The 22,045-nt window shown below is 44.3% G+C and carries 28 protein-coding genes; 15 read left to right on the top strand and 13 right to left on the bottom strand.

Going from position 1 to position 22,045, the window contains the following annotated elements:
• The first annotated feature begins 114 nt into the window (after positions 1-114).
• The 11 genes from AE2B122_RS17995 (at position 115) to AE2B122_RS17945 (ending at position 8,117) form a co-directional block, all read left to right on the top strand.
• Complete coding sequence (locus AE2B122_RS17995; protein WP_095220657.1) at positions 115-948, top strand: energy-coupling factor ABC transporter ATP-binding protein; 834 nt, start codon at positions 115-117, stop codon at positions 946-948.
• Positions 924-1,787, top strand: coding sequence for an energy-coupling factor ABC transporter ATP-binding protein (locus AE2B122_RS17990; RefSeq protein WP_175074959.1), 864 nt, complete (start codon positions 924-926; stop codon positions 1,785-1,787). The genes AE2B122_RS17995 and AE2B122_RS17990 overlap by 25 nt, the downstream gene beginning before the upstream one ends.
• Positions 1,784-2,587: an energy-coupling factor transporter transmembrane protein EcfT gene (locus AE2B122_RS17985; protein WP_175074958.1), complete on the top strand. Its 804-nt coding sequence runs from the start codon at positions 1,784-1,786 to the stop codon at positions 2,585-2,587. The genes AE2B122_RS17990 and AE2B122_RS17985 overlap by 4 nt, the downstream gene beginning before the upstream one ends.
• Before the next feature lie 11 nt (positions 2,588-2,598).
• On the top strand, positions 2,599-3,342 hold the full coding sequence (truA, locus tag AE2B122_RS17980; RefSeq protein WP_175074957.1) for a tRNA pseudouridine(38-40) synthase TruA: 744 nt from the start codon (positions 2,599-2,601) through the stop codon (positions 3,340-3,342).
• Positions 3,343-3,513: 171 nt separating this feature from the next.
• Positions 3,514-3,951 carry a 50S ribosomal protein L13 gene (gene rplM, locus AE2B122_RS17975; protein WP_095220661.1) on the top strand — a complete coding sequence of 146 codons (438 nt, stop codon included), beginning with the start codon at positions 3,514-3,516 and terminating at the stop codon, positions 3,949-3,951.
• 20 nt (positions 3,952-3,971) lie between these two features.
• A complete protein-coding gene (rpsI, locus tag AE2B122_RS17970) occupies positions 3,972-4,364 on the top strand; it encodes a 30S ribosomal protein S9 (RefSeq protein WP_038565267.1) in 393 nt (130 codons plus the stop codon).
• Between the two features lie 172 nt (positions 4,365-4,536).
• Positions 4,537-5,523 (top strand): NAD(P)-dependent alcohol dehydrogenase, encoded by a 987-nt coding sequence (locus AE2B122_RS17965; RefSeq protein ID WP_175074956.1) that lies wholly within the window; start codon positions 4,537-4,539, stop codon positions 5,521-5,523.
• A 140-nt stretch (positions 5,524-5,663) separates the two neighbouring features.
• The gene (locus tag AE2B122_RS17960) at positions 5,664-6,197 is read left to right on the top strand and encodes a dihydrofolate reductase family protein (RefSeq protein WP_095220663.1); all 534 of its coding nucleotides are present in this window, start codon (positions 5,664-5,666) and stop codon (positions 6,195-6,197) included.
• Positions 6,198-6,283: 86 nt separating this feature from the next.
• Positions 6,284-6,814, top strand: coding sequence for a hypothetical protein (locus AE2B122_RS17955; RefSeq protein WP_175074955.1), 531 nt, complete (start codon positions 6,284-6,286; stop codon positions 6,812-6,814).
• Positions 6,815-6,890: 76 nt separating this feature from the next.
• On the top strand, positions 6,891-7,709 hold the full coding sequence (locus tag AE2B122_RS17950) for a glycerophosphodiester phosphodiesterase family protein (protein WP_175074954.1): 819 nt from the start codon (positions 6,891-6,893) through the stop codon (positions 7,707-7,709).
• Between the two features lie 105 nt (positions 7,710-7,814).
• Positions 7,815-8,117: a hypothetical protein gene (locus AE2B122_RS17945; protein WP_095272841.1), complete on the top strand. Its 303-nt coding sequence runs from the start codon at positions 7,815-7,817 to the stop codon at positions 8,115-8,117.
• Between the two features lie 51 nt (positions 8,118-8,168).
• On the opposite strand, the gene AE2B122_RS17940 is transcribed toward AE2B122_RS17945, so the two are convergent.
• The 4 genes from AE2B122_RS17940 to AE2B122_RS17925 form a co-directional block, all read right to left on the bottom strand.
• A complete protein-coding gene (locus AE2B122_RS17940) occupies positions 8,169-8,669 on the bottom strand; it encodes an HAD family hydrolase (RefSeq protein ID WP_175074953.1) in 501 nt (166 codons plus the stop codon).
• Between the two features lie 172 nt (positions 8,670-8,841).
• A complete protein-coding gene (locus AE2B122_RS17935; RefSeq protein WP_175074952.1) occupies positions 8,842-9,156 on the bottom strand; it encodes a hypothetical protein in 315 nt (104 codons plus the stop codon).
• An 82-nt stretch (positions 9,157-9,238) separates the two neighbouring features.
• Entirely contained in the window at positions 9,239-9,400 is a 162-nt protein-coding gene (locus AE2B122_RS17930) for a hypothetical protein (protein WP_175074951.1), read from the bottom strand.
• An 84-nt stretch (positions 9,401-9,484) separates the two neighbouring features.
• Positions 9,485-9,691, bottom strand: a complete 207-nt coding sequence (locus tag AE2B122_RS17925; protein WP_095220668.1) for a hypothetical protein — start codon at positions 9,689-9,691, stop codon at positions 9,485-9,487.
• A gap of 229 nt (positions 9,692-9,920) precedes the next feature.
• On the opposite strand from AE2B122_RS17925, the gene AE2B122_RS17920 reads away from it, so the two are divergent.
• Positions 9,921-10,790: a cation diffusion facilitator family transporter gene (locus tag AE2B122_RS17920; protein ID WP_095220669.1), complete on the top strand. Its 870-nt coding sequence runs from the start codon at positions 9,921-9,923 to the stop codon at positions 10,788-10,790.
• 35 nt (positions 10,791-10,825) lie between these two features.
• Here the strand turns inward: AE2B122_RS17920 and AE2B122_RS17915 are convergent, their stop codons facing one another.
• The 4 genes from AE2B122_RS17915 to AE2B122_RS17900 are packed head-to-tail and all read right to left on the bottom strand — an operon-like array spanning position 10,826 to position 12,134.
• Entirely contained in the window at positions 10,826-11,260 is a 435-nt protein-coding gene (locus AE2B122_RS17915; RefSeq protein WP_095220670.1) for a VOC family protein, read from the bottom strand.
• A gap of 14 nt (positions 11,261-11,274) precedes the next feature.
• Positions 11,275-11,457 (bottom strand): hypothetical protein, encoded by a 183-nt coding sequence (locus AE2B122_RS17910; protein WP_095272850.1) that lies wholly within the window; start codon positions 11,455-11,457, stop codon positions 11,275-11,277.
• A 12-nt stretch (positions 11,458-11,469) separates the two neighbouring features.
• Complete coding sequence (locus AE2B122_RS17905) at positions 11,470-11,901, bottom strand: NUDIX hydrolase (protein ID WP_095272859.1); 432 nt, start codon at positions 11,899-11,901, stop codon at positions 11,470-11,472.
• A 20-nt stretch (positions 11,902-11,921) separates the two neighbouring features.
• Positions 11,922-12,134, bottom strand: a complete 213-nt coding sequence (locus AE2B122_RS17900) for a hypothetical protein (protein WP_095272852.1) — start codon at positions 12,132-12,134, stop codon at positions 11,922-11,924.
• A 137-nt stretch (positions 12,135-12,271) separates the two neighbouring features.
• On the opposite strand from AE2B122_RS17900, the gene cwlD reads away from it, so the two are divergent.
• Positions 12,272-12,994, top strand: a complete 723-nt coding sequence (gene cwlD / locus AE2B122_RS17895) for an N-acetylmuramoyl-L-alanine amidase CwlD (protein WP_095220673.1) — start codon at positions 12,272-12,274, stop codon at positions 12,992-12,994.
• 100 nt (positions 12,995-13,094) lie between these two features.
• Positions 13,095-14,156, top strand: a complete 1,062-nt coding sequence (locus AE2B122_RS17890) for an Mrp/NBP35 family ATP-binding protein (protein ID WP_095220674.1) — start codon at positions 13,095-13,097, stop codon at positions 14,154-14,156.
• A gap of 33 nt (positions 14,157-14,189) precedes the next feature.
• Here the strand turns inward: AE2B122_RS17890 and AE2B122_RS17885 are convergent, their stop codons facing one another.
• The 5 genes from AE2B122_RS17885 to pdaB form a co-directional block, all read right to left on the bottom strand.
• Positions 14,190-15,080, bottom strand: a complete 891-nt coding sequence (locus tag AE2B122_RS17885; RefSeq protein WP_095220675.1) for a carbohydrate ABC transporter permease — start codon at positions 15,078-15,080, stop codon at positions 14,190-14,192.
• Entirely contained in the window at positions 15,080-15,994 is a 915-nt protein-coding gene (locus AE2B122_RS17880) for a carbohydrate ABC transporter permease (RefSeq protein WP_095220676.1), read from the bottom strand. The genes AE2B122_RS17885 and AE2B122_RS17880 overlap by 1 nt, the downstream gene beginning before the upstream one ends.
• Before the next feature lie 22 nt (positions 15,995-16,016).
• Positions 16,017-17,336: an ABC transporter substrate-binding protein gene (locus AE2B122_RS17875; protein WP_175074950.1), complete on the bottom strand. Its 1,320-nt coding sequence runs from the start codon at positions 17,334-17,336 to the stop codon at positions 16,017-16,019.
• A gap of 129 nt (positions 17,337-17,465) precedes the next feature.
• Positions 17,466-18,032, bottom strand: coding sequence for a spore germination lipoprotein GerD (gene gerD, locus AE2B122_RS17870; RefSeq protein ID WP_095220678.1), 567 nt, complete (start codon positions 18,030-18,032; stop codon positions 17,466-17,468).
• Positions 18,033-18,097: 65 nt separating this feature from the next.
• A complete protein-coding gene (gene pdaB, locus AE2B122_RS17865) occupies positions 18,098-18,859 on the bottom strand; it encodes a polysaccharide deacetylase family sporulation protein PdaB (protein ID WP_095220682.1) in 762 nt (253 codons plus the stop codon).
• A gap of 180 nt (positions 18,860-19,039) precedes the next feature.
• On the opposite strand from pdaB, the gene AE2B122_RS17860 reads away from it, so the two are divergent.
• Positions 19,040-21,673 (top strand): cation-translocating P-type ATPase, encoded by a 2,634-nt coding sequence (locus AE2B122_RS17860; protein WP_305852013.1) that lies wholly within the window; start codon positions 19,040-19,042, stop codon positions 21,671-21,673.
• Positions 21,674-22,045: the final 372 nt, after the last annotated feature.

Genomic DNA, 22,045 nt, shown 5'->3' with positions numbered 1-22,045 from the left:
GCTTTTCTTTTTTGTCTGGATTCTTTATACTAGCTATAGAAATGACAGGAACGGACAAACACGTTTAGTATTTCCCCGGAAATAGTCGGGTAATGACGAAGGAGCTCGAATAGCATGCACGCGATTGAATTTAAGAATGTTTCTTTCCGATACGAGGAAGAGCAGCCCTATGTACTTCGCAATGTCAGTTTTCAAGTAGAAGCTGGGGAATGGCTGGCGATCATCGGTCACAACGGCTCAGGCAAGTCAACGATTGCCAAGCTAATGAATGGACTGCTGTTTCCGACTGAGGGGGAAATCATTATTAATGGCATACCATTAAACGAAGAGAATATATGGGAGATACGACGCCAGGTAGGTATGGTATTCCAAAATCCAGATAATCAATTCGTTGGTACAACTGTTCGTGATGATGTAGCTTTTGGCTTGGAGAACCGTGGTGTGCCTCGTGCTGAAATGATGGATCGGATCACTTCTTCATTGGAGCAGGTACGCATGCAGGACTACCTGCTGCATGAACCATACCGATTATCTGGCGGTCAGAAGCAGCGTGTGGCTATTGCAGGTGTACTTGCTATATCTCCTAGTGTCATTATCCTGGATGAGGCAACAGCGATGCTGGACCCACTTGGCAGGAAGGAAATCCTTGATACTGTTCATCGTGTTCAAGCAGCGCAGCAGCTAGGTTTGATTACTATTACCCACGATCTGAATGAAGTGATGCAGGCGCATCGGGTGTTGGTTATGAACGATGGAGAAATATGGACGACTACTGTACCGAGAGAATTAGTAAAAAGACAGACTGAACTGCAGCAGATCGGTTTGGACGTGCCGTTTGTTACGCAGCTTGCTCATGCTTTGGTAAGACAAGGTATTAACCTGGCCGAGCAGCCGATTGATCACGAGGAGTTGTTAGATGCATTATGGACATTACATTCAAACAAGTAGATTATACGTATCAGGCAAACTCCCCGTTTGAGCATAAAGCGCTAAAGGATCTTACCTTCCATCTGCCAGGAGGGAGCTTCACGGCTATAGTCGGGCATACTGGCAGTGGTAAATCTACTTTATTGCAGCATTTGAACGGACTAGTCAGACCTACCAGCGGAAGCGTGCAGATTGGTGAGCATACGCTGGAGCCGAAGAAGAAGCCTAAGCAAGCGAAAGAGCTACGCAAACAAGTAGGTATAGTGTTCCAATACCCGGAGCATCAGTTATTTGAAGAAACAGTAGAGAAGGATATCGCCTTTGGCCCGCGGAATTTCGGAGTAGCTGAGAATGAGATCTCAAGGCGTGTTAAAGAAAGTGCAGAGGCTGTAGGATTGGATCTATCTTTACTGAGTCGTTCCCCCTTTGAGTTAAGCGGCGGGCAAATGCGGCGTGTTGCAATTGCAGGTGTGCTTGCTGTGCGACCTCGAGTACTCGTTCTGGATGAACCGACAGCAGGATTAGATCCACGCGGTCAGCGAGAAATCATGGATATGTTTTACCGGCTTCATAAAGAACAGCAGCTGACAACGATACTGGTAACACACAGCATGGAGGACGCGCTGACTTACGCCGATCATATGCTTGTACTCGATAAAGGAGAAAAGTATATGGAAGGAACTCCTGTAGATGTCTTTCAAGATCGGCAAGCTCTTCAGCAGGTTCAGCTTGATGTGCCGGAGATATTCCAGTTTCTTCAGAAGACATCGGAACGCTTTGGCAAACAGTTAGCTTATGAGGGAGAGAATGTTGACAGGCTCGCTGAGCAGCTGGCAGATTTGGCAGGTGATAGAAAATGAACAATCTTCTGATTGTTGGTCAGTATGTTCCGACCAATAGCATCGTTCACCGGATGGATCCGAGAATCAAGATGCTTATCATCTTCTTTTATGTAATTTTTATTTTCTTTGCCAATAACGTCGTCAGCTATGCGCTGTTCACTGTGTTTGCGGTCGGAGGGACACTTCTGACGAAGGTGCCATGGCGGTTTATCGCCAAGGGGCTGACACCAGTATGGTTTCTGATTGTCTTCACGTTTATCCTGCACTTATTCGTTACAAAGGAAGGCACTGTATTGGTTAATGTATTGGGATTGCCGATCTATAGCGGAGCACTGGAACAAGGAGCTGTCATCTCGCTGCGTTTCTTTTTGCTTATCCTTTTGACATCTCTGCTGACGTTAACGACTACGCCGATAGAAATCACAGACGGAGTTGAATCCCTACTCGGACCACTGCGCCGATTCAAGTTCCCTGTACACGAACTGGCGTTGATGATGTCTATATCATTACGATTTATTCCAACTTTGCTTCAGGAAACCGAGAAGATTTCCAACGCTCAGGCTTCCAGAGGTGTAGATTTCCGTACAGGGCCATTTAGGGAGCGGGTACGGGCTGTAATTCCTTTGCTGGTGCCTTTGTTTGTCAGTGCCTTTAAGCGGGCGGAGGAGCTTGCTATGGCGATGGAAGCAAGAGGCTATCGAGGAGGAGAAGGACGTACGAAGCTTCGAGAGCTGCAAGTGATGAAGCGGGATGTTGCGGCACTCCTCATCTTCATTATAGTGGTTGCTGCAACCTTGATAACGAGAGATTATAGTTAGGAGTTACAAAGATGACGCAACGTATAAAGGCGACTGTCAGCTATGACGGTACACGCTTTTCCGGCTTCCAGGTCCAAGACAACCAACGAACGGTCCAAGGAGAGCTGCAGAAGGCACTTATGATGATTCATAAAGGACAGACAATAAGGATTCAAGCCTCGGGTCGTACGGACGCAGGTGTGCATGCCAGAGGGCAGGTTATCCATTTTGATACGGAGATTCGTATGGGAGACTATAATTGGCGTAAGGCGCTCAATGCCTTGCTGCCGGATGATGTGCGGATAATAGACATAGCAAAAGCTGATGAAGATTTCCATGCACGCTACAGTGTAAAACAGAAGCAGTATAAGTACTTTGTCCTCAATGCTCCTGAACAGGATGTGTTCAAGCGTCATTATGTGCATCATGTACCTTATAAGCTCGAGCTAGATAGGATTCAGCGAGCTATCACAGCTATCGAGGGAACGCATGACTTCAGTGCTTTTTGTTCCGCGAGTACAGGAGTCAAAGGTGACAAGGTCCGGACGGTCTATGAAGCTGTATGTGAAAAGCAGGACGACATGCTCGTCTTTACCTTCACAGGAAGCGGCTTCCTATACAATATGGTACGTATCCTTGTAGGTACACTAATCGACATCGCAAACGCACGCAAGGAGCCGGAAGACATGGCAAGAATACTAGAATCGAAGGATCGGCACTTGGCGAGTAAAACCGCTGCTGCGAGCGGACTTTGCCTATGGAAAGTGGACTACTGAAAACTATTTTTGTAAAACAACGCATTCGGGTGTTACATGCTCTTGACATGAGGGACTATGATGATATACTATGGTTTATGGCATTTTATTTCTATACCACGGTTAGCCCCGGAAGACTAATTGTGTAGAATAATAAATGAACGATTCAATCGAAAAAATGGAGGAAATGACATGCGTACAACATTCATGGCGAACGAAAGCAATATCGAACGCAAATGGCTTGTTGTGGATGCAGAAGGCCAAACTCTTGGTCGTCTTGCAAGTGAAGTTGCTGCTATCCTACGTGGTAAGCACAAACCAACTTACACTCCACATGCCGACACTGGTGATAACGTAATCATCATCAACGCTGAGAAAATCGAACTTACTGGTAACAAACTTGCTGACAAGATCTACTACCGTCACTCTAACCACCCAGGTGGTTTGAAACAGCGTACAGCTGACGAAATGCGTACAAAATACCCTGAGCAAATGCTTGAGCTTGCTATCAAAGGCATGCTTCCTAAGGGTCCACTTGCACGTAAAATGATCAAAAAGCTTCACGTATACCGTGGCGCTGAGCACAAACACCAAGCACAACAACCAGAAGCTTATACACTTCGCGGTTAATAAAAAGGAGGTAAACAATCGTGGCACAAGTACAATACTACGGCACCGGTCGCCGTAAAAGCTCTACTGCCCGCGTACGTCTAGTACCAGGCACAGGTCAAGTAACAGTAAACAACCGTAGTGCGGAAGATTACTTCCCATACGAAACACTTCGTACAATCATCAACCAACCTCTAGTTGCAACAGAAACTGCTGGCAACTACGACGTTCTTGTAACTGTACAGGGTGGTGGATTCACAGGACAAGCAGGTGCTATCCGTCACGGTATCTCTCGTGCGCTTCTTGAAGCGGATCCAGAATACCGCGGAACACTTAAAAAAGCTGGCTTCCTAACTCGTGACGCACGTATGAAAGAACGTAAAAAATACGGTCTTAAAGGTGCACGTCGCGCTCCACAGTTCTCAAAACGTTAATTTTTGGGCACTTACAACAGACTCTCAACCTATTGGTTGGGGGTCTTTTTTTGTACTTTTATACCCTATGCCGAGCTGAGATTTAAGAAAAGTACTGAAAGACTGAACCTATTGGTCTATTTGCCCTCAGTATTCGTATTATATTACGAATATAACGAATCAGAGGTGGGACATGAAAACCATTGTATACAAAAAGTACGGACCCCCAGACGTTCTTCAACTGAAAAAGACAGCAGAACCGATTCCTAAAGATCATGAAATATTAGTAAAAGTAAAAGCGACAACTGTAACAGCAGCAGATATTCGAGCTCGAAGTTTCACCGTTCCAGCGTTCTTTTGGCTGCCTGCCCGAATTACACTTGGTTTTAGACAACCCAAAAAAGAGGTGTTGGGAGTTGAGTTAGCTGGAGAGATTGTGTCAGTAGGGAAAGATGTTAAGCGGTTTAAGGAAGGTGACCAAGTTTTTGCGGCATCTCTTGAAGAGTTCGGTGCTTATGCAGAGTATAAGTGTTTATCGGAAGATGGTCCTGTATCCATCAAACCTTCGAATATCTCTTATGCAGAAGCGGCTGCCATTCCAATAGGAGCACGAACAGCATTGTACTTTTTGCGAAAAGCTAAGATTCAAAGTGGTCAAAAGGTACTGATCTATGGAGCATCAGGAAGTGTGGGCAGCTATGCAGTTCAGATTGCCAAGTATTTCGGAGCAAACGTAACAGGAGTTTGTAGCACGTCAAATTTGGAATGGGTGAAATCATTAGGAGCTGACAAGGTAATAGATTATACCAGCGAAGACTTTTCTACGGGTGCTGAGTTATATGACGTTATTTTTGAAGCAGTTAACAAAAGCTCCTTTACCGATTGCATAAAAGTGCTAAAAAAGGATGGCACTTATATAAATATCACAGAGCCGCTGCCGAGTTTTCTTATGTTATGGACGACATTGACAACTGGAAAGAAATTAATATTAAGTCGAAATGCACCTGAAACACCAGAAGCACTAAACTTCCTCGGAGAACTAGTAGAGATGGGAAAATTGAAAGTGATAATTGATAGGTCTTTTGACTTTGAAGAGATAGTGGAAGCACATCGTTATGTCGAGAAGGGGCACAAGAAAGGGAATGTCATTATAAACGTAGAACTTCATAACAAATCCTAACAATTAAGATTTGGATAGGTGGCTAATTCGTCTTCTAAAGACTCTCACTTGATTAGAGTCTTTTTTATTTTAGCTAATAGTGTATGGTATATATAAGTTTGGCATTTAATCAGAAGTACATATCTAAATCTAATAGGAGGATGCAGATGCAGAAACGTAAGCTCGTACTGTTTATTGCCGCAAGTCTGGATGGTTATATCGCAACCAAAGAGGAATCACTGGAATGGCTCTTTTCGGTGGAAGGTGAAGGAGATAACGGGTATTCGGAATTCTACGATACAGTTGATACGGTTATTATGGGCAAGAAGACGTATGACTGGGTGATAAACCATATAGAAGATTTTCCTTACCAAAATAAAGCATGTTATGTCTTTACGCGTTCAGATGTGAAGGATACAGAGCACGTACAGTTTATTAAGGATGATATCGTGAGTTTCACAAATCAGCTAAAACAACAAGAAGGCAGGAATATCTGGATAGTCGGTGGAGGAGAGCTGTTGTCTTCGTTCATGGAGGAGCAACTGATAGATGAAATGATACTTACTATTGCACCTGTGATTATTGGCAGCGGTATACCTCTTTTCAAGGAAGGGCAGTATCAAGCTGAATTTACTTTAAAAGGGACAAGAACATTTAATCAGTTTGCGGAACTGCATTATGAAGTAAAATCTTAAAGTAGTCTATCACTCTATACTGAATGTCATGTTTGTCCATCCCTTATATTTGAAAAATATCATATATAAAAGAGAAGGAGTTATGTATGCACTTTTCGACGGAACAGCTCAACCTTTACGAAACAGATTCAACAATTTATTTTCAAGCACCAGCTTCCCATCGCCTGCGGATAGCCACTTCTCATTTTGAAGATCATTCTAACTTACCTATTCTCCGAGATTTTGTTCACTCTATCTTCTCCGTGCATACACTTATTTCCATGATGGGATTTAGCGGATATTATATAGGTCCAAAGCGGATATGGGATAAACAATACCTTAAGAATATCATCGAGCTTTCCAATTGGAAGGAGACCTACGTGTATGATGGTGAGGGAGAAAGATTTTTCTGGATGACGGTTGAGGGTATTACAACACAAAACGTGTATGCTTTATGCAAACAAACTGCCCGGGGCCGGAAGTGTTCATCTCTTATATTTTATACAGAAGACCGGGTGTTTCAGATCAGTGCGGATGTGTTTGATTTGGTAATGACAGACGAGCGACAATTATCGAATCTATGTACGAAATTCTATCCATGGATTGATACCTATTATCCAAATATAAAGACAATGTAAATAGAAATCGACCTGTGCTTTCATTCTTAACACTGGATGCATGGTAATCTATATCAAGCTCCTTTAAGTTAGCTGTATGAGAAAATCTAATACATTCTTATTAATATGTGTGCTTTTGCTGGCGGGCTGCTCCTCAATCCATACAGAAGCTGCCAATGGTGGTTCTGACTATAGTCCACTAATCATTGCACATCGCGGAGCATCTGCCGTTGAGCCTGAGCATACGTTTCTTTCTTATGATCAGGCCATAGATGATGAAGCGGATTATATCGAAATCGATTTGCGCAGGACAGCGGATGGAGAATTGGTTGCAATGCATGATGAAACAGTTGATCGGACAACTGACGGAAAGGGATTGGTCGAAGAGCTTACTTTGAAAAAGGTAAAGGCACTTGATGCGGGAGAAGGGCAGACAGTACCGACTATGGAAGAGATTCTGAAACGATATGGCAGCGAAGTACATTATTATATTGAGACACGCGAAGATGATAAGGGAAAGCTTGTCATGGAGGAGCAACTACTGCAATTGCTAAAGCAGTATGCTATCCCACAGGATCAAGTCATTCTGCAATCATTCAGCAAAGACAGCATCAATGCACTGCACGAACTCGATCCTGAGCTTACGTTGGTTCAGCTGCTGAAGAAAAAAGATGTGGAGCAGTTGGATAGGGAAGATCTTCAAGCAATAAAAGATATTGCAATTGGTGTGGGTATCTATGCCGGCATTCTAGAAGAATCAGTAGTTGATTTAATACAGAATCATAAGCTCGAGATTCATGCCTATTACCGAGGAGATGAAAAGGAATGGACAGAGAAGATGCTTCAATACGAAGTAGATGGAATTTTCTCGGATGATCCGGCCTTTTTGGCAAATAAGATGGAGATAAAGGAGTAAATCACTACTAGTGATTTACTCCCTTTTTTGCGTCCAAATGTTTAGCTTCACGCTGGAGTGATATAGAGATAGGAAGTTAATGCAGCAATGAAGGGAGTATTAACTATGAAAACAGTCGCAATTGTAGGAGGCATTTTTGGTATCATTGCCTCACTTCTAGCTATGTTCTTTACCTTAATTGAAAATACGTATACAGTCGGGAACTTCGGATTACTTGGAATTGCAGCTGGTGTCCTAGGCATCATCGCCGCATTCTTGCTTGATCGGAAATCGGTTCTTGGTGGTGTTCTCCTTATTGTAGCGGCAGCAGTAGGTATCTATGCAGTGCTATTATACTTCCTCTTACCTGGTGTACTGATGCTCATCGCCGCATTTGTCAAAATGACCCGTAAAGGAAGCCAATACTGAAAGAAGCATACCAATAAGGGTATGCTTTTTTGTGGAAATGTTAGTGTACTGTTATGTACTTGCTTGACGATCAATTTCAACTTTCAATCTTTTTTCAGGAGCAAAATCTCTTTCCCAGTTTTCCGGTTTGATTATTTTGCCATCACTTTCTCGATACTTAGCAATACCATTGTGCAACTTGCCCATATTAGCTTCATGTACAATATCAAATAGTGGTTCAGGCTTAACACCTAGAATAGTAAAGGAACCATTGTTAAAGTAGGCTTCATCGATCAGTGCGTCTGCTTGTGCAACAAGAATGTCTTCTACTGGTTTTTGCTCTTCGCGTATTTTGGATTTAGCATTGTCTAACCCTGCCATGAATTGTTCATAGAGCTTTTCGAACTCAGAGATGTTTCCGCCTACGGTAGCATATAGAAATTCAATTAATTCCTCACCTGACCATACGGCACGTTTTAAAGCTATCTCCTTACTCATAGGAGTTGGATTATCATTGTGTAAAAGATCGAATGCTTTATGGAATTCTTTCACTTGGTTATATTGTTTCGTCATCTTGCTCCTCCTTCATCTTTTCTCCTCCATCTACCTAATGCGCTAAATTTCTAATTAATATTATCAGTAATATGATAACACGCAACTTCCGTCACCTTTGTCTGACGACATAAGCTTTCCTATGCGTGATGAAAACATAACAAAAAGAGGGACTGTTATCCCTCTTCGTATATTAATATCCGTATCCGTAACCATAGTAAGGATAGTTATAGTAAGGGTATGGATAAGGATAGTATGGGTAAGGCCGTGGCCGGTTATAATAAGGCGGATAAAGCAAGCTGCTGCCGATAAGTCCGCCGACGACACCACCTAGAAATGGTCCGCCTCCGTAGCCGAACCCAGGGCGGCCATAACCGAATCCAGGACGACCGAAGCCACCGAAGCCATATCCAGGACGGCGTCGGTATTCATCCGTATAAACGGGATAAGAATATTGAACTTGCTCGTCAGCGTGATAAGGTACAAAATCTTGATTTTGTTCTTGCATGAAAAACACCTTCCTTTCTGTGCCAGTGTATGACGGGCAAGAGCGGAAGGCGCAGGACAGCAGCCCAAATAATTCGGCTTTTTTAATTGAATGTATCGCGGAGGATGGCCGCTATCGGGATAAGCAATGCTAGTATCGGCACAAAAGCCCATATCCAGCTGTGTCGGGGGTGCTTGTTTTCCTCTTTCATTTTATCTAATTCCAGCTCGAGCAGACGGATGCGCTGTTCCAGATCTTCTTTCATCCTTCATCCTCCTTAGGCTTGTCTTCAGAACTCTTAATAAAAGAGCCTCTGTACCATTTTAGTAAACAAGAGGCTTTTTCATGCTTATGCAATAACAGCAGTTGTGACGGCGCCATACCCGTTTCCGCTTCCTTTATTCTGTACAGATCTTTTATAAGAGGCATAGGAAATGTAAAGTGCAATTGTTGCTCCGATCAGGGACAGGATTAGGCCTATATAAGATATCACCGTGGCGATGAACTCATATCTTTCCTCTTCGACAATGACAGTATCGTTGTTATTGTTATTCAACTTATCATCGCTCCTTCCTCACGCTAGCTTATGCACCTATGGGCGGTTGGTGCCTATCTTGATCAATCGTTTGACTAGCTCTCCTTTTGTGAATTGTCAGCGCTTTTGCTAAGGGAAAAACTATTAGCTTGTGGCTATTCATATGGCATCTAGAAAAAACGTTGCTGTAGACCCACCCAATGTTGGGCTGATATGATGATGGAACTGGAATGAAAGGGCTGACGAGGCGTTGGAGAATGAAAAATACAAAGAACTGAAGATGGGAGAGCGCGGAGTTTATATTAGTATCGGTGCTTATCTTGTCTTGTCCTCTTTGAAACTAATTGTTGGATTTTTAAGTGGATCGGCTGCTTTGCGGGCGGACGGTTTAAATAATGCTACAGATATTGTCGCTTCTGTTGCTGTATTGATCGGGCTAAAACTGGCGAGGAAGCCACCTGATGCAGATCATCCTTACGGTCATTGGAAGGCGGAGACGGTCGCAAGTCTTATTGCTTCCTTTATCATGATGACGGTCGGTCTGCAAGTACTATATACAGCTGTGCTGAATGTATTTGATGGGTCGAACGAGGCACCAGATATGATGGCAGCCTGGACAGGCGTATTCGGGGCAATCGTTATGTTTTTTGTCTATCGCTATAATATGCGGCTGGGTTCGAAAATAAACAGTCAATCTGTAAAGGCAGCAGCAAAAGATAATCTATCGGATGCACTTGTAAGTGTAGGTACTGTAGTTGGTATCGTTGGCTCGCAGCTCGGGTTGCCTTGGCTCGACCCTCTGGCAGCAATTATTGTTGGTTTGATTATCTGTAAGACGGCTTGGGATATCTTCACTTCTTCTTCTCATCAGCTGACCGATGGATTCGATGAAACACTAATGGTTTCGTATACGGAGACAATAATGAAAATCCAAGGTGTAAAGGGCATAAAGACGATGAAAGCAAGAAGCTACGGCAATAATGCCATCGTTGATACAGAGATCTTGGTCAATTCCACGCTGGACATCCGGCAAGCCCATGATGTAGCAACAACAGTTGAGAAGACGTTGAAGCGAGAGCATGACGTCTATTGGGTAAATGTTCATGTTGAACCACAATAAAAAGCCAGAAGCGAACATGCTTCTGGCTTTTTGCTTTAATCAATGATCAGCATATTGTTTTCGTCGAACTTCCAATGCTCACTAAACGCTACTTCCCAATAATAGCCGTTAGGGTCAGTGAAATAACCACTGTAGCCACCCCAATCCACACGTTGCGGCTGTTTGACAATTGTAGCACCAGCACGTGCCGCTTTTTCAATTACATAGTCGACTTCCTGTGCCGTCTTGGCATTATAAGCAAGGGTGAACCCAGGAAATCCAGTTCCTGTTTCAGGAGGATTATCCGGATTGATATCCTTGCGTAATGCATCAAGCGGAAACAATTCCAGCTTCGTTCCTCTGTTATTGAAGAAGACGATATTCGGTGAGTTCTCTTTCACGCTTGTCTTGAAATCCAGGCCATCACGGTAGAAAGCAAGTGAAGCTTGCATGTCATTAACACCTAAGCAAATCAAATTGATCTGGTTCATTTCGGCAAACACTCCTATTGTTTTTTTTGTCGCCGGTTTTTGAGCCCTACACTGATGTTAAAGATGATCATGATCACGGCAGCGGCACTAAGCAGGATCATGAGCAACAACGTTCCTATGTTGGTGAAGTTATTATACAAGCCCATGGATAAGCCGGCTAGCATGATGAATAAGTACATCCAGGTTTTTCTTGTCATAATCGTGCCCCTTTATGGAGTGAGTAGGCCAGAAAGCATCTTCTGGGTGATATGGTTGAGTTCGGGCAGGTCATCTAGAGGGAAATACCGTAAATCAAGGCTTTCTCCATCAAGCATAGTGAATTCGCCTGAAACGTCGTAAGCCTCATAAACAGATATGACGTTGTACACTTCGTCACCGTTTGGATACTTGGCATAGAACTCAGGCCCTGAACACATACGCAGAAAGCTGAATCGCTCTGCATGCAGTCCTGTTTCCTCAAAAAGCTCTCGTCTAGCTGTGTCTTCCAGTGATTCTCCGAGCTCCAAAGCGCCGCCGGGAAGTCCCCAATCCTTTGTATCCGCTCTGAGCTGTAAGAGCAGATTACCGAATTCATTCCGGACGATTACACCGGCACCGGCCATGACTAGCGGCCGGCTGCCGACTGTTTCACGTAAGTCCATGATATAGTTGGCCAACGTTATTACTTCCTTTCATCCTTCGGGTAGAAGGTATCTTTGCTGCGAGGAAAAAGAGAATTGGAGATACCATAACTGATCAAGTAGCTGACGAGCAAACAGATTCCCACAATGATCAAGTTATCATGAAGTAAGTAAAGCAAAAAGCTCAATCCGCCCAGCACGACATAAATACCAACATTCAAATATAAGCGTTTCGTCTGATTATCGAAATTCATTTTGTACGTCCTTTTCTGTCATTCTTATTAATACTAGCTTCATTATACCAGTGCCCGCATAAATTCCAAAGAAGAGCGTATATCCAGTATGGTTGTCCCATATAGTGTACAAATGCGCGGTATGGGAGGAAGCACGAATGACTAGAAGATGGATTGCAGGAGCCGTAGCAGCTGCGCTGTTTATCATGCTGCTCGCTTACTACGTACCGAAGATTGTCACGACAGAGGAATCTTCTCATTCCTGGTCCTTGCCGTTAGCTGGCAAGACGATTGTAATAGATCCGGGGCATGGTGGTGTCGACGGCGGGGCGGAAGGTTCAGATGGAACACAGGAAGCGGGAATTACATTAGCAGTCTCAAAAATGCTGCGAGACTATTTGCAACAGGCAGGTGCGCTGGTCTATCTAACAAGAGAAGATGATGTGGATCTGGCGGATGAAGATACAAAAGGGCTATCCCGCCGGAAATCAGAGGATATAAGGAATCGGGTAGCCTTCATCGAAGAAAAGGAAGCAGACTTTTATATCAGCATTCATACGAACGCATTGCTTTCTTCCCAATGGTCAGGAGCCCAGACGTTTTTCAATGAAGATAATGCAGGCAGTAAAGCATTAGCAACTTTTATCCAGGATGAAATCAAACGTAACTTGGAAAACACGACGCGGGTGCCGCTGGCATTGAATACGATGTATCTGCTGAAGCATACGAAGCCGACCGGCGCGCTTGTCGAAATTGGATTCATGTCAAATCCGCGGGAGCTTGAACTCTTGAAGGATTCCCCTTATCAGGAACAGATGGCTTTCAGTATTTATGAGGGAATCCTCCGTTATACAACCGAGAAGATGCCGGAAGATGAATGACCGAGCGCCGCTTGCCTAGCTGTCTTGAGAATGTGTTATACTAGCGGTAAAAGCAATCTGGAAAACGTTTTCCGGAACAAGCTAGGTAGGGGGCGTTCACATGGTAACAGAAGAAAAAGTACGGGAGCTTCTGAATGATATCGAAGATCCTTTTCTACATACGACGCTAGGAGAAACTGGCGCTATCGCGGATATCCGGATCAAAGAAGAAAAACGGCATGTCAGCGTGAAGATTTTGGTTGGCAAGGCGAATACTGCAGAACAAATGCAGCTGCAGCAGGAAATTGTTAACGTCCTGAAGAATGCAGGAGCTGCAACAGTAGGTTTGCGCTTCGATCAGCTGCCACAGGATGTAGTGGACCGCTACAGCCAGTCGCAATCTTCCGGTAAGCAGAAATCTTTGCTGGACAAGGATACAAAGACGAAGTTTATCAACATCGCCAGCGGTAAAGGCGGTGTCGGTAAATCTACGGTTACTGTCAATTTGGCAGTAGCACTTGCGCGTATCGGCTTTAAAGTCGGTATCATTGATGCAGATATTTACGGCTTCAGTGTTCCCGAAATGATGGGTATCGAGAAACGGCCGGAAGTGGTTGAAGACAAAATTACACCAGTGGAGCGTTTCGGCGTGAAGATTATCTCGATGGGCTTCTTCGTGGAAGATAACGGACCAGTCATCTGGCGCGGACCAATGCTTGGTAAAATGCTGACAAGCTTCTTCAAAGAAGTGCAATGGGGCGAAGATTTGGATTACTTGCTTGTCGACCTTCCACCAGGAACAGGAGATGTGGCATTAGACATCCACACAATGCTGCCGTCCTCCAAGGAAATCATCGTCACAACGCCGCATCCTAACGCTGCTTTCGTTGCTGCACGTGCTGGTCAAATGGCGCTTCGCACAGAGCATGAAATCCTTGGTGTTGTAGAAAACATGGCGTACTATGAGGTACAGGCAACAGGTGAGAAAGAATACGTCTTCGGCCAAGGCGGCGGAGACAAGCTTGCAGATGCACTTGAAACAGAAGTGATCGGACGCTTGCCGCTGGCGCAGCCATACAAGGAAGAAGGCGTCTTTGCACCGGCTGTTTATCAAGAAAATCATCCGCTTGGAGATGCGTATGATGATTTGGCAAGGGCGATTTTAGAGAAATATATGCAATAAAAAAGCTGAGAGCATTTTTGCTCTCAGCTTTTTCTATTTGTCGAAGCTGCTTGAACCTGTGATATTTGCGCCTTTGATAAAGTACTTCTGGAAGACGAAGAACAGGATGATCACAGGCAGCAAGACAAGCAACGAACCTGCCATCAGGTAATTCCATTGCGTGCTAGCCTGCTCCTTGAATACTTGCAGTCCAATTTGCAATGTATAGAGACTCTCATCGTTCACATATAGCAAGGGGCCAAGGAAGTCATTCCACGCGCCGTTGAACGAGAATATTGCCACGGTTGCCAATGCCGGCTTTACAAGGGGCAGGGCAATCTTTCTCCAGATATAGAAGTGATTTGCGCCTTCCATTTTCGCGGCTTCAATCATTTCGTTCGGAATCGTCCGGAAGAACTGTCGAAGCAGGAAGATATTGAACGCACTGCCAAACAGGGCAGGCACTACGAGCGGATAATATGTATTCAGCCATTCTAGCTTAGCAAACAGTACATACTGTGGTATGAGCGTTACAAAGCCAGGAATCATCATAGTAGATAGGACGATTGTAAATAGGATATTCTTGCCCGGGAATGGAATCTTAGCGAACCCGTAAGCAATAAAAGCATTTACAAATACATTGGCTACCACACAAATGAGTGTGATGGTAATTGTGTTCACAGCATATGTCGTGAAAGGAGCAGCCTGCCATGTATGTACATAGTTCTCCCAATGCCATTCCTGCGGCAGCAGGGTAGGCGGAAACTGCATGATTTCCTCCATCGGTTTGAGAGAGGTGCTGATCATCCACCAGATTGGTGATAACAGGAATAGGCTTCCGACTACGAGCAGGATCCAGTTCAGCGACCGCAGCAGATTATTGCTTAGGACAGGCTTCCTTCGATCTCGTTTTTGGGCAAGTTGTTTTCGTTGTGTAATATCCATCACTTATCATCCCCCTCATAATGCACCCATTTTGGTGCAAGCTTCAGGTTGATGATCGTAATGATCAAGACAACTACGAACAAGATCCACGACATTGCCATGGCATAACCCATATCAAACGATTGGAATGCTTTGATCCACATATAAAGGTTATAAAACAGCATGGAACTTGCTGGGCCTCCAGAGCCGTTCTGACTCATAACATATGCTTCTTGGAAGATTTGGAAGCTGCCTATTGTACTTGTAATGATATCAAAGAAAATGACCGGGGTGATCAGTGGTAACGTGATATGCAGAAACTTCTTCCAAGTCCCAGCCCCGTCGATATCTGCTGCTTCATACAGATTTTTGCTTATACCTTGCATGCTCGCAAGATAAAGCAGCATGCTGCCGCCGACACTCCATAGCTTCATAAAGATAAGAGACGGTTTCGTCCAATCGGGATCGAACAGCCAGTTCGGTCCATTGATACCGAACCAGGAAAGAATGGTGTTAACAAGACCAGTTCCAGGATCCAGAAGCTGCATCCAAAGCAGGTAGACGCCGACACCAGATAAAACTGCTGGAAGATAGAAGATTGTTCTGAAAATCCGCATGCCTGGCAGACTTTGATTCATCAGCATCGAGATGAAGATAGCCCCTATAGTTGTGAGCGGAACAGAGAAAATAACAAAATATAACGTGTTATAAAGGGATGTCCAAAATAGGTCATCCCCTGTAAATAGCTGATCATAATTCTGTAAACCCACAAAGTCCATGCGGGATGTAATGTTGTAATCGGTAAAGCTGGCGTACAAAGAGAACGCCAGCGGACCTAGTGTGAATGCGAGGAAACCGATAACCCAAGGGGCAATGAAAATATACCCTTGGAGACTTTCACGTCTTCCCATCGTCCACCATTTTTTCTTTTTCATCGAATCCCCCCACAAAGAAACCCTATTGTGCTGTTTTTTCTACAAGTTCTTCGACATCCTGCTGTGCTTTATCCAATGCTTCCTGTGCTGGTTTATTTTCTATCAAAATAGCATCGAGCTGCGGATTGATCAGATTCACATAATCCGGAGCATAAGCAGGCATTGGAGTAAGCAATGTATTGTTCAGGTTTTGGGCTGCCATTTCATAGACCATTTGATCCTTTTCTGATAGTTCATCAGATGTTGCTGCACTTTCTGATGCTTCGATGTTGGCTACATTATCGAAGTTCTTTACTGCCCAGTATTCCTGTGCTTCTTTGTCTGTTAGATATTTGATGAATTCCCATGCTTCATCTGGGTGAGAAGAGCCTTTCGGAATCTCAGCTACAAATCCGCCGCCCCAGCTTGTGTTGCCGCTGCCAGATGTTTTCTCCGGTAAGGGAGCTACACCAAAGTCAAGGTCAGGTGCATAGTCACGAATTTGTGTGTAGAAGGTTGCAGCGTTCGCCATCATACCCAGCGATCCGTTGAAGAAAGGATTGCTCTGCTGACTGTCGATTTGAGATTGGTAACGATTGATGGTGTCTTCGCCGTATTTATCTTTCCAGCTCTTAATCCATTCCATCGTATCAACGTTTGTTTCACTATTGATGACCGGTTCATCATCCTCGTTGAAATAATTCATTCCAGATCCATTCAATAGCCACACGTCAGATCCTACACCATAAAGTGGATAGAAGCCGATTCGTTCATACGTATCGCCGGACTTCTTGTCGAGTTTTTCAGCATACTCTTCAAGCTCTTCCCAAGTTTCAGGGGGCTTGTTCGGATCTAATCCAGCTTCTTTGAATGCATCTTTGTTATAGAACAACAATCGTGTGTCTGTATTGAATGGAATCCCGTAGGAATCGCCTTCATACAAGGTTGCGTCCCAAAGATTCTCATAGAATCGTCCGGAAATATCGTCTTTTTCCAAATAGGGCGCCAGGTTCTCAGCTTGTCCTTCTTGTCCGCGGAGGGCAGTGGCATTAATGTCATTGATGACAACATCTGGGGGATTATTTGCCGCGATAGCAGCTAATTCCTTTGTCCAGATATCGCCGAATGGTATATATGTATGTTCTACTACAATTTCATCTTGCGAGTTATTAAAATCTTCGATGATTTTGTCTATTACAGGACGGCGGATCTCCGAGCCCCAAAATGTCCAGAAATCAATCTTTACTTTGCCATCTTCGGTTTTTCCTTCAGAAGCTTGAGTTCCCTCTGATCCGCCGGTAAATCCAGCACAACCTGTCAGAAAGAGGAGTAATGCAAGTGCTAGCAGACTGAATCTTTTCATAATTTAGTCCCTCCGATTAGTTTCATGAAAGCGTTCTTCTTTTACCCACCGTAAAAAAGGTAGAAACGCTTTTGAGAGAAGATGATAAAAAAGACCCAGACAGAAGTAATCTGCCTAGGTCTTATGGGTTTACTTTTCCTTTTGTTTGGACTGCGCTTCTTCCAATGCTTTTTGAACAGTCTGCATTAGTTTTTGCTCAAACATTGGCGTTTCCGAAGATTCCTGGATTGTTTTCTCCAGCTCTTTGCGGAAATCCTGACTTTTCATGACATTGAGCATCTGTTCTTGTACTTTTGGATCCTGTAAGAGCTGCAGCATCTGCTTTTGGAAATCGGAATCGTTCATCAGATCTTTGACGAGCTTCTTCTGCTCTGGTCCAATGTTTTTCGCGAAGGCTGCGACGAATTCCGGATCTTCGAAACGTTCTTTCCAGAATTTCTGTCCTTCTTCCGAGGTCCATGATTTATTGATAGCATCTTCCACCTTGCTGGCATCTAAGGAGACCAAATCCTGCATTGTCTCATCAGCCATTACTTCCGAGATGGCTTTTTTGCCTTCATCTGTTTTTAATATATCGGCGACCATTTGCTTGGTCGTATCATAATCCGGCTGACTGCTTTCTGCGGCTTGCCCGCCCGTGCATGAAGTAAGCACGAATAGGGATAATAACAAGATCGGCACTAACCGTACAAACATAAACGTGTGCTCCTTCCACTGTAGTAAGTACGCTTAATTTGCGCAGAAGGAGCAGTGTTTATGCATTAATTTACTTCTTTCAATTCAGGAGTTCCTCCAGCAATCAGTTCACTGACCGTTACATAGTGATATCCTTTGTTTTTCAGTGCCGGCAGGATAGTCTCCAGAGCTTTTTCAGTCTGTTTGACTGAATCGGAAGCGTGCAGCTGGATGATATCGCCATTGCTTGCTTCTTCCATGACCTCATCCACGATAAGCTGCGTTCCTGGATTACGCCAGTCCTGCGGATTAACACTGTATTGAATGACTTTCAAACCGAGTGTTTCGGACAATTGGATGATTTCAGTGTTGAAATCTCCTGTTGGTGCCCGGAGCAGTTCGATATCTTCATGACCGAGTTTACGGAATATCTCTTTTGCATAGGAAAGGTCTTTCCTTATCTGAGCAGGCTCTTGATCGATATAGCTCTTATATCGGTAACCCATCATTCCCAATTCATGCTTATCCTCGACAATCCGGTCGATGATTTGCGGATGGCGCTCGGCCCATTCGCCACTGACGAAGAAGGTTGCTTTTACATTCTGTTCCTTCAATTCATCCAGTATAGGGATAGCTTGTGTATCTCCCCAGCTTATATTGAAGGTGAGTGCAATATTAGGAGCTTCCTTACTCCCTTGTGTCAAAGCTGCTGGTTTTTCCTTAGAGGAAAAGACGGAAAGCGAACTGCTCGTTTCCATCCAGATAATCAACGCCGTGAACATTGCTGCTGCTACGACAAATGCCCACCTTTTCCATTTGTTGAAACGGAATACATAAAAGTGCTGCATGCCTATCATTCCCTTCGCTGTCTCCGTAATGTAGTTCCATTCTATGCATGCCTGTCCGTGAACATGATGCTTGTCTGCTAACTATTAATAGAGATGACAACATTTTTACAAAAAAGCTGATTCCATTGTGCTTATTTGGGGGAAACCAATTAGGAGAGAATCTGGAAAGGGGCGCATGGAGTGAAGGCATACCGCATGGATGCAGAAGAGGTTTTAAAGGAACTGGGGACTCAAAGAGCAGGTATATCGCAGGAAGAAGCCCAACGGAGGCTGGACGCGGATGGATACAATGAATTAAAGAGTAAGGAAAAGGATCCAGTATGGAAGCTATTCCTTGCCACTTTCAAGGATGCTATGGTCATTGTCCTGCTTGTAGCAGCAGCTGTGCAGCTTGCATTGGGAGAAGTGGTAGAATCCATCATCATTTTTCTGGTCATTTTGCTCAATAGTGTTATCAGTGTTGTTCAGACAAAGAAAGCGGAAAGCTCATTAGAGGCATTGCAGGAGATGTCAGCTCCATCAGCTAAAGTGATGCGTGATGGAGAGAGCAAGACGGTGCCGGCCAAGGAACTGACAAAAGGAGATATCGTGCAGCTGGATGCTGGGGATTATGTACCGGCTGACGGTAGACTAATCAGCAGCGAATCACTGAAAATCAATGAGGGGATGCTGACAGGAGAGTCAGAGGCTGCGGATAAGAAGACAGAAGTGATTGAGGAAGATGCTTCTATTGGGGATCGTATCAATATGGTACATAGTGGATCGCTAGTAGTGAACGGTCGGGGAAGCTTTATCGTGACAGCGATTGCCCAGGATACTGAAATTGGGCAGATTGCCAATATGATTGAGACAGCAGAATCCAAGCAGACACCTTTACAGAAAAAGCTGGATGAATTCAGTAAAAGACTTGGAATTGGTGTCTTGGTGCTGTGTATTTTGATCTTCGCTGCTCAAGCCGCGCGACTTTGGTTTGGAGATGGTCAGGCAGATATGACCCAAGGCTTTCTTAATGCCTTCACTTTCTCTGTAGCAGTAGCGGTGGCCGCAATTCCGGAAGCATTATCTTCTATTGTTACGATCGTCATGGCAGTAGGTACGACCAAGATGGCTAAGCAACAAGCAATCATTCGCAGGCTGCCAGCAGTGGAGACACTAGGATCTACTCGTGTAATTTGTACAGATAAGACAGGAACTTTGACACAAAACAAGATGACTGTGACAGATACATTCGTCCCTGGGAAAAGCGAAGGGATATCGGAAGATGAATCAGCACGGAGCAAATCGGAGCAGTTACTTCTAAATATCGCTGTTCTCTGCAATGACTCTAGTGTTAGTGAAGAAGGCGCGGAAATCGGAGATCCAACAGAAACAGCACTGATTCATTTCGGAAACAAGATGGGACTGGATCCAGCTCGGCTCCGAAAAGAGAAGGAACGGGAAATGGAGCTACCCTTCGACTCGGATCGAAAGATGATGTCCACTGTCTATCGCTTGGATGGAGAGAGACTGATGCTGACTAAGGGCGGACCCGATGTGATGTTCGAAAGATGCACGCATATCTTAATTGATGGAGAAGAACAAACATTGGATGAAATGCTTCTTAAAGAAGTAATGGATCAGAACGAAACATTCTCCGATAATGCCCTTCGTGTACTGGCTTATGGTTACAAAAAGATACCGGAGGATAAGCGTTCGTTGGAGGAACAGGATGAACAAGATCTTGTATTAGTGGGTCTTACAGCTATGATTGATCCTCCGCGCGAAGCTGTTCCTGCTTCCATTGCGGAAGCAAGAAGTGCTGGGATACGCAGTATTATGATCACCGGAGATCATAAAACTACAGCTCAGGCAATCGGGAAAGAAATCGGGTTGATGGAAGAAGGAGATCTTGCTCTGACAGGTAAGGAACTGGATAAATTATCTGAAGAAGAATTGGATGAGAAGCTTGGTCGAATCTCTGTCTATGCCCGCGTATCACCGGAAAACAAAATCAGAATTATCCGAGCGTGGCAGAACAAAGGATCTATTACTGCGATGACCGGAGACGGTGTGAATGATGCACCTGCACTGAAGCAAGCAGATATAGGAATAGCTATGGGGAGCGGAACGGATGTAGCTAAAGATTCATCTGCCATGGTACTCGCGGACGATAATTTTGTCTCCATTGTCAACGCTGTCGGAGTAGGACGCACGGTGTTTGATAATATCAAAAAGGCGATAGGTTATTTGTTTGCTGGGAACCTGGGTGCGATTATTGCTATCCTGTTCGCTGTCTTTCTGAATATGCCAAATCCATTTACAGCATTGCAGCTGCTGTTCATTAACTTAATCAATGACTCCTTGCCGGCGTTGGCTCTTGGTATGGAGAAGGAAGAGCCGGACGTAATGAAACGAAAACCTCGTGATATAAACGAGGGAATATTCTCTGGCGGGACGCTGCAAAGTGTAATCGTTCGAGGAGTGCTGATAGGAGCGGCAGTCATTGTTTCCTTCTATATTGGATTGCAGCATTCTACCGAAATGGGAATAGCGATGGCCTTTACGACACTTATTTTGGCCAGGACACTCCAAACGTTTTCTGCAAGGTCCAATACGCAGACCATTTTCAAAGTTGGGTTTCTTACTAACAAGTATGTGCTCGGTGCAGTGGCAATTTGCTTTCTGCTTTACGGGGTCACAGTATTGCCGGGAGTACGCAGGATCTTTTCCATTCCCGATGCATTTGGTTGGAGAGATTGGTCCATCGCAACAGGGCTTGCTCTAGCAGCGGTCATCTTGATGGAGATTATCAAAGCTATACGTAATAGAAGATAATAACTAGGAAGCTCCGTTCTAAACGGGGCTTTTCTTTATGATAAAATGGGGTAATAAGTACGTTGTCTAAGGCTGCGAACCCATTGCCTGAGAGCCCCGTAGAAGGGCCTCTCGGTAGCTTTTGAATTTTAATAGAAAAAAGGTGTTGACGTATATTGAAATAGATCGTATACTGTTAAACGGCGCTAAGATAAGACGAAAAAACACGCCAAACAGATTATCAAGTTTTTTAAAAAAGGTTGTTGACAGAAACAATCGAGACATGATAAGATGTTCTAGTCGCTGAAACAAGCGGCAACAACTTGATTCTTGAAAACTGAACAAAACAACCAATTACGAATTAAACGACAAGATCGTAAGATCAACGTCAGC

The sequence above is a fragment of the Terribacillus sp. AE2B 122 genome, from assembly GCF_902497585.1.
GTDB lineage: Bacteria > Bacillota > Bacilli > Bacillales > Amphibacillaceae > Terribacillus > Terribacillus saccharophilus_A.
This window is presented reverse-complemented; position numbering and strand designations above follow the sequence as displayed.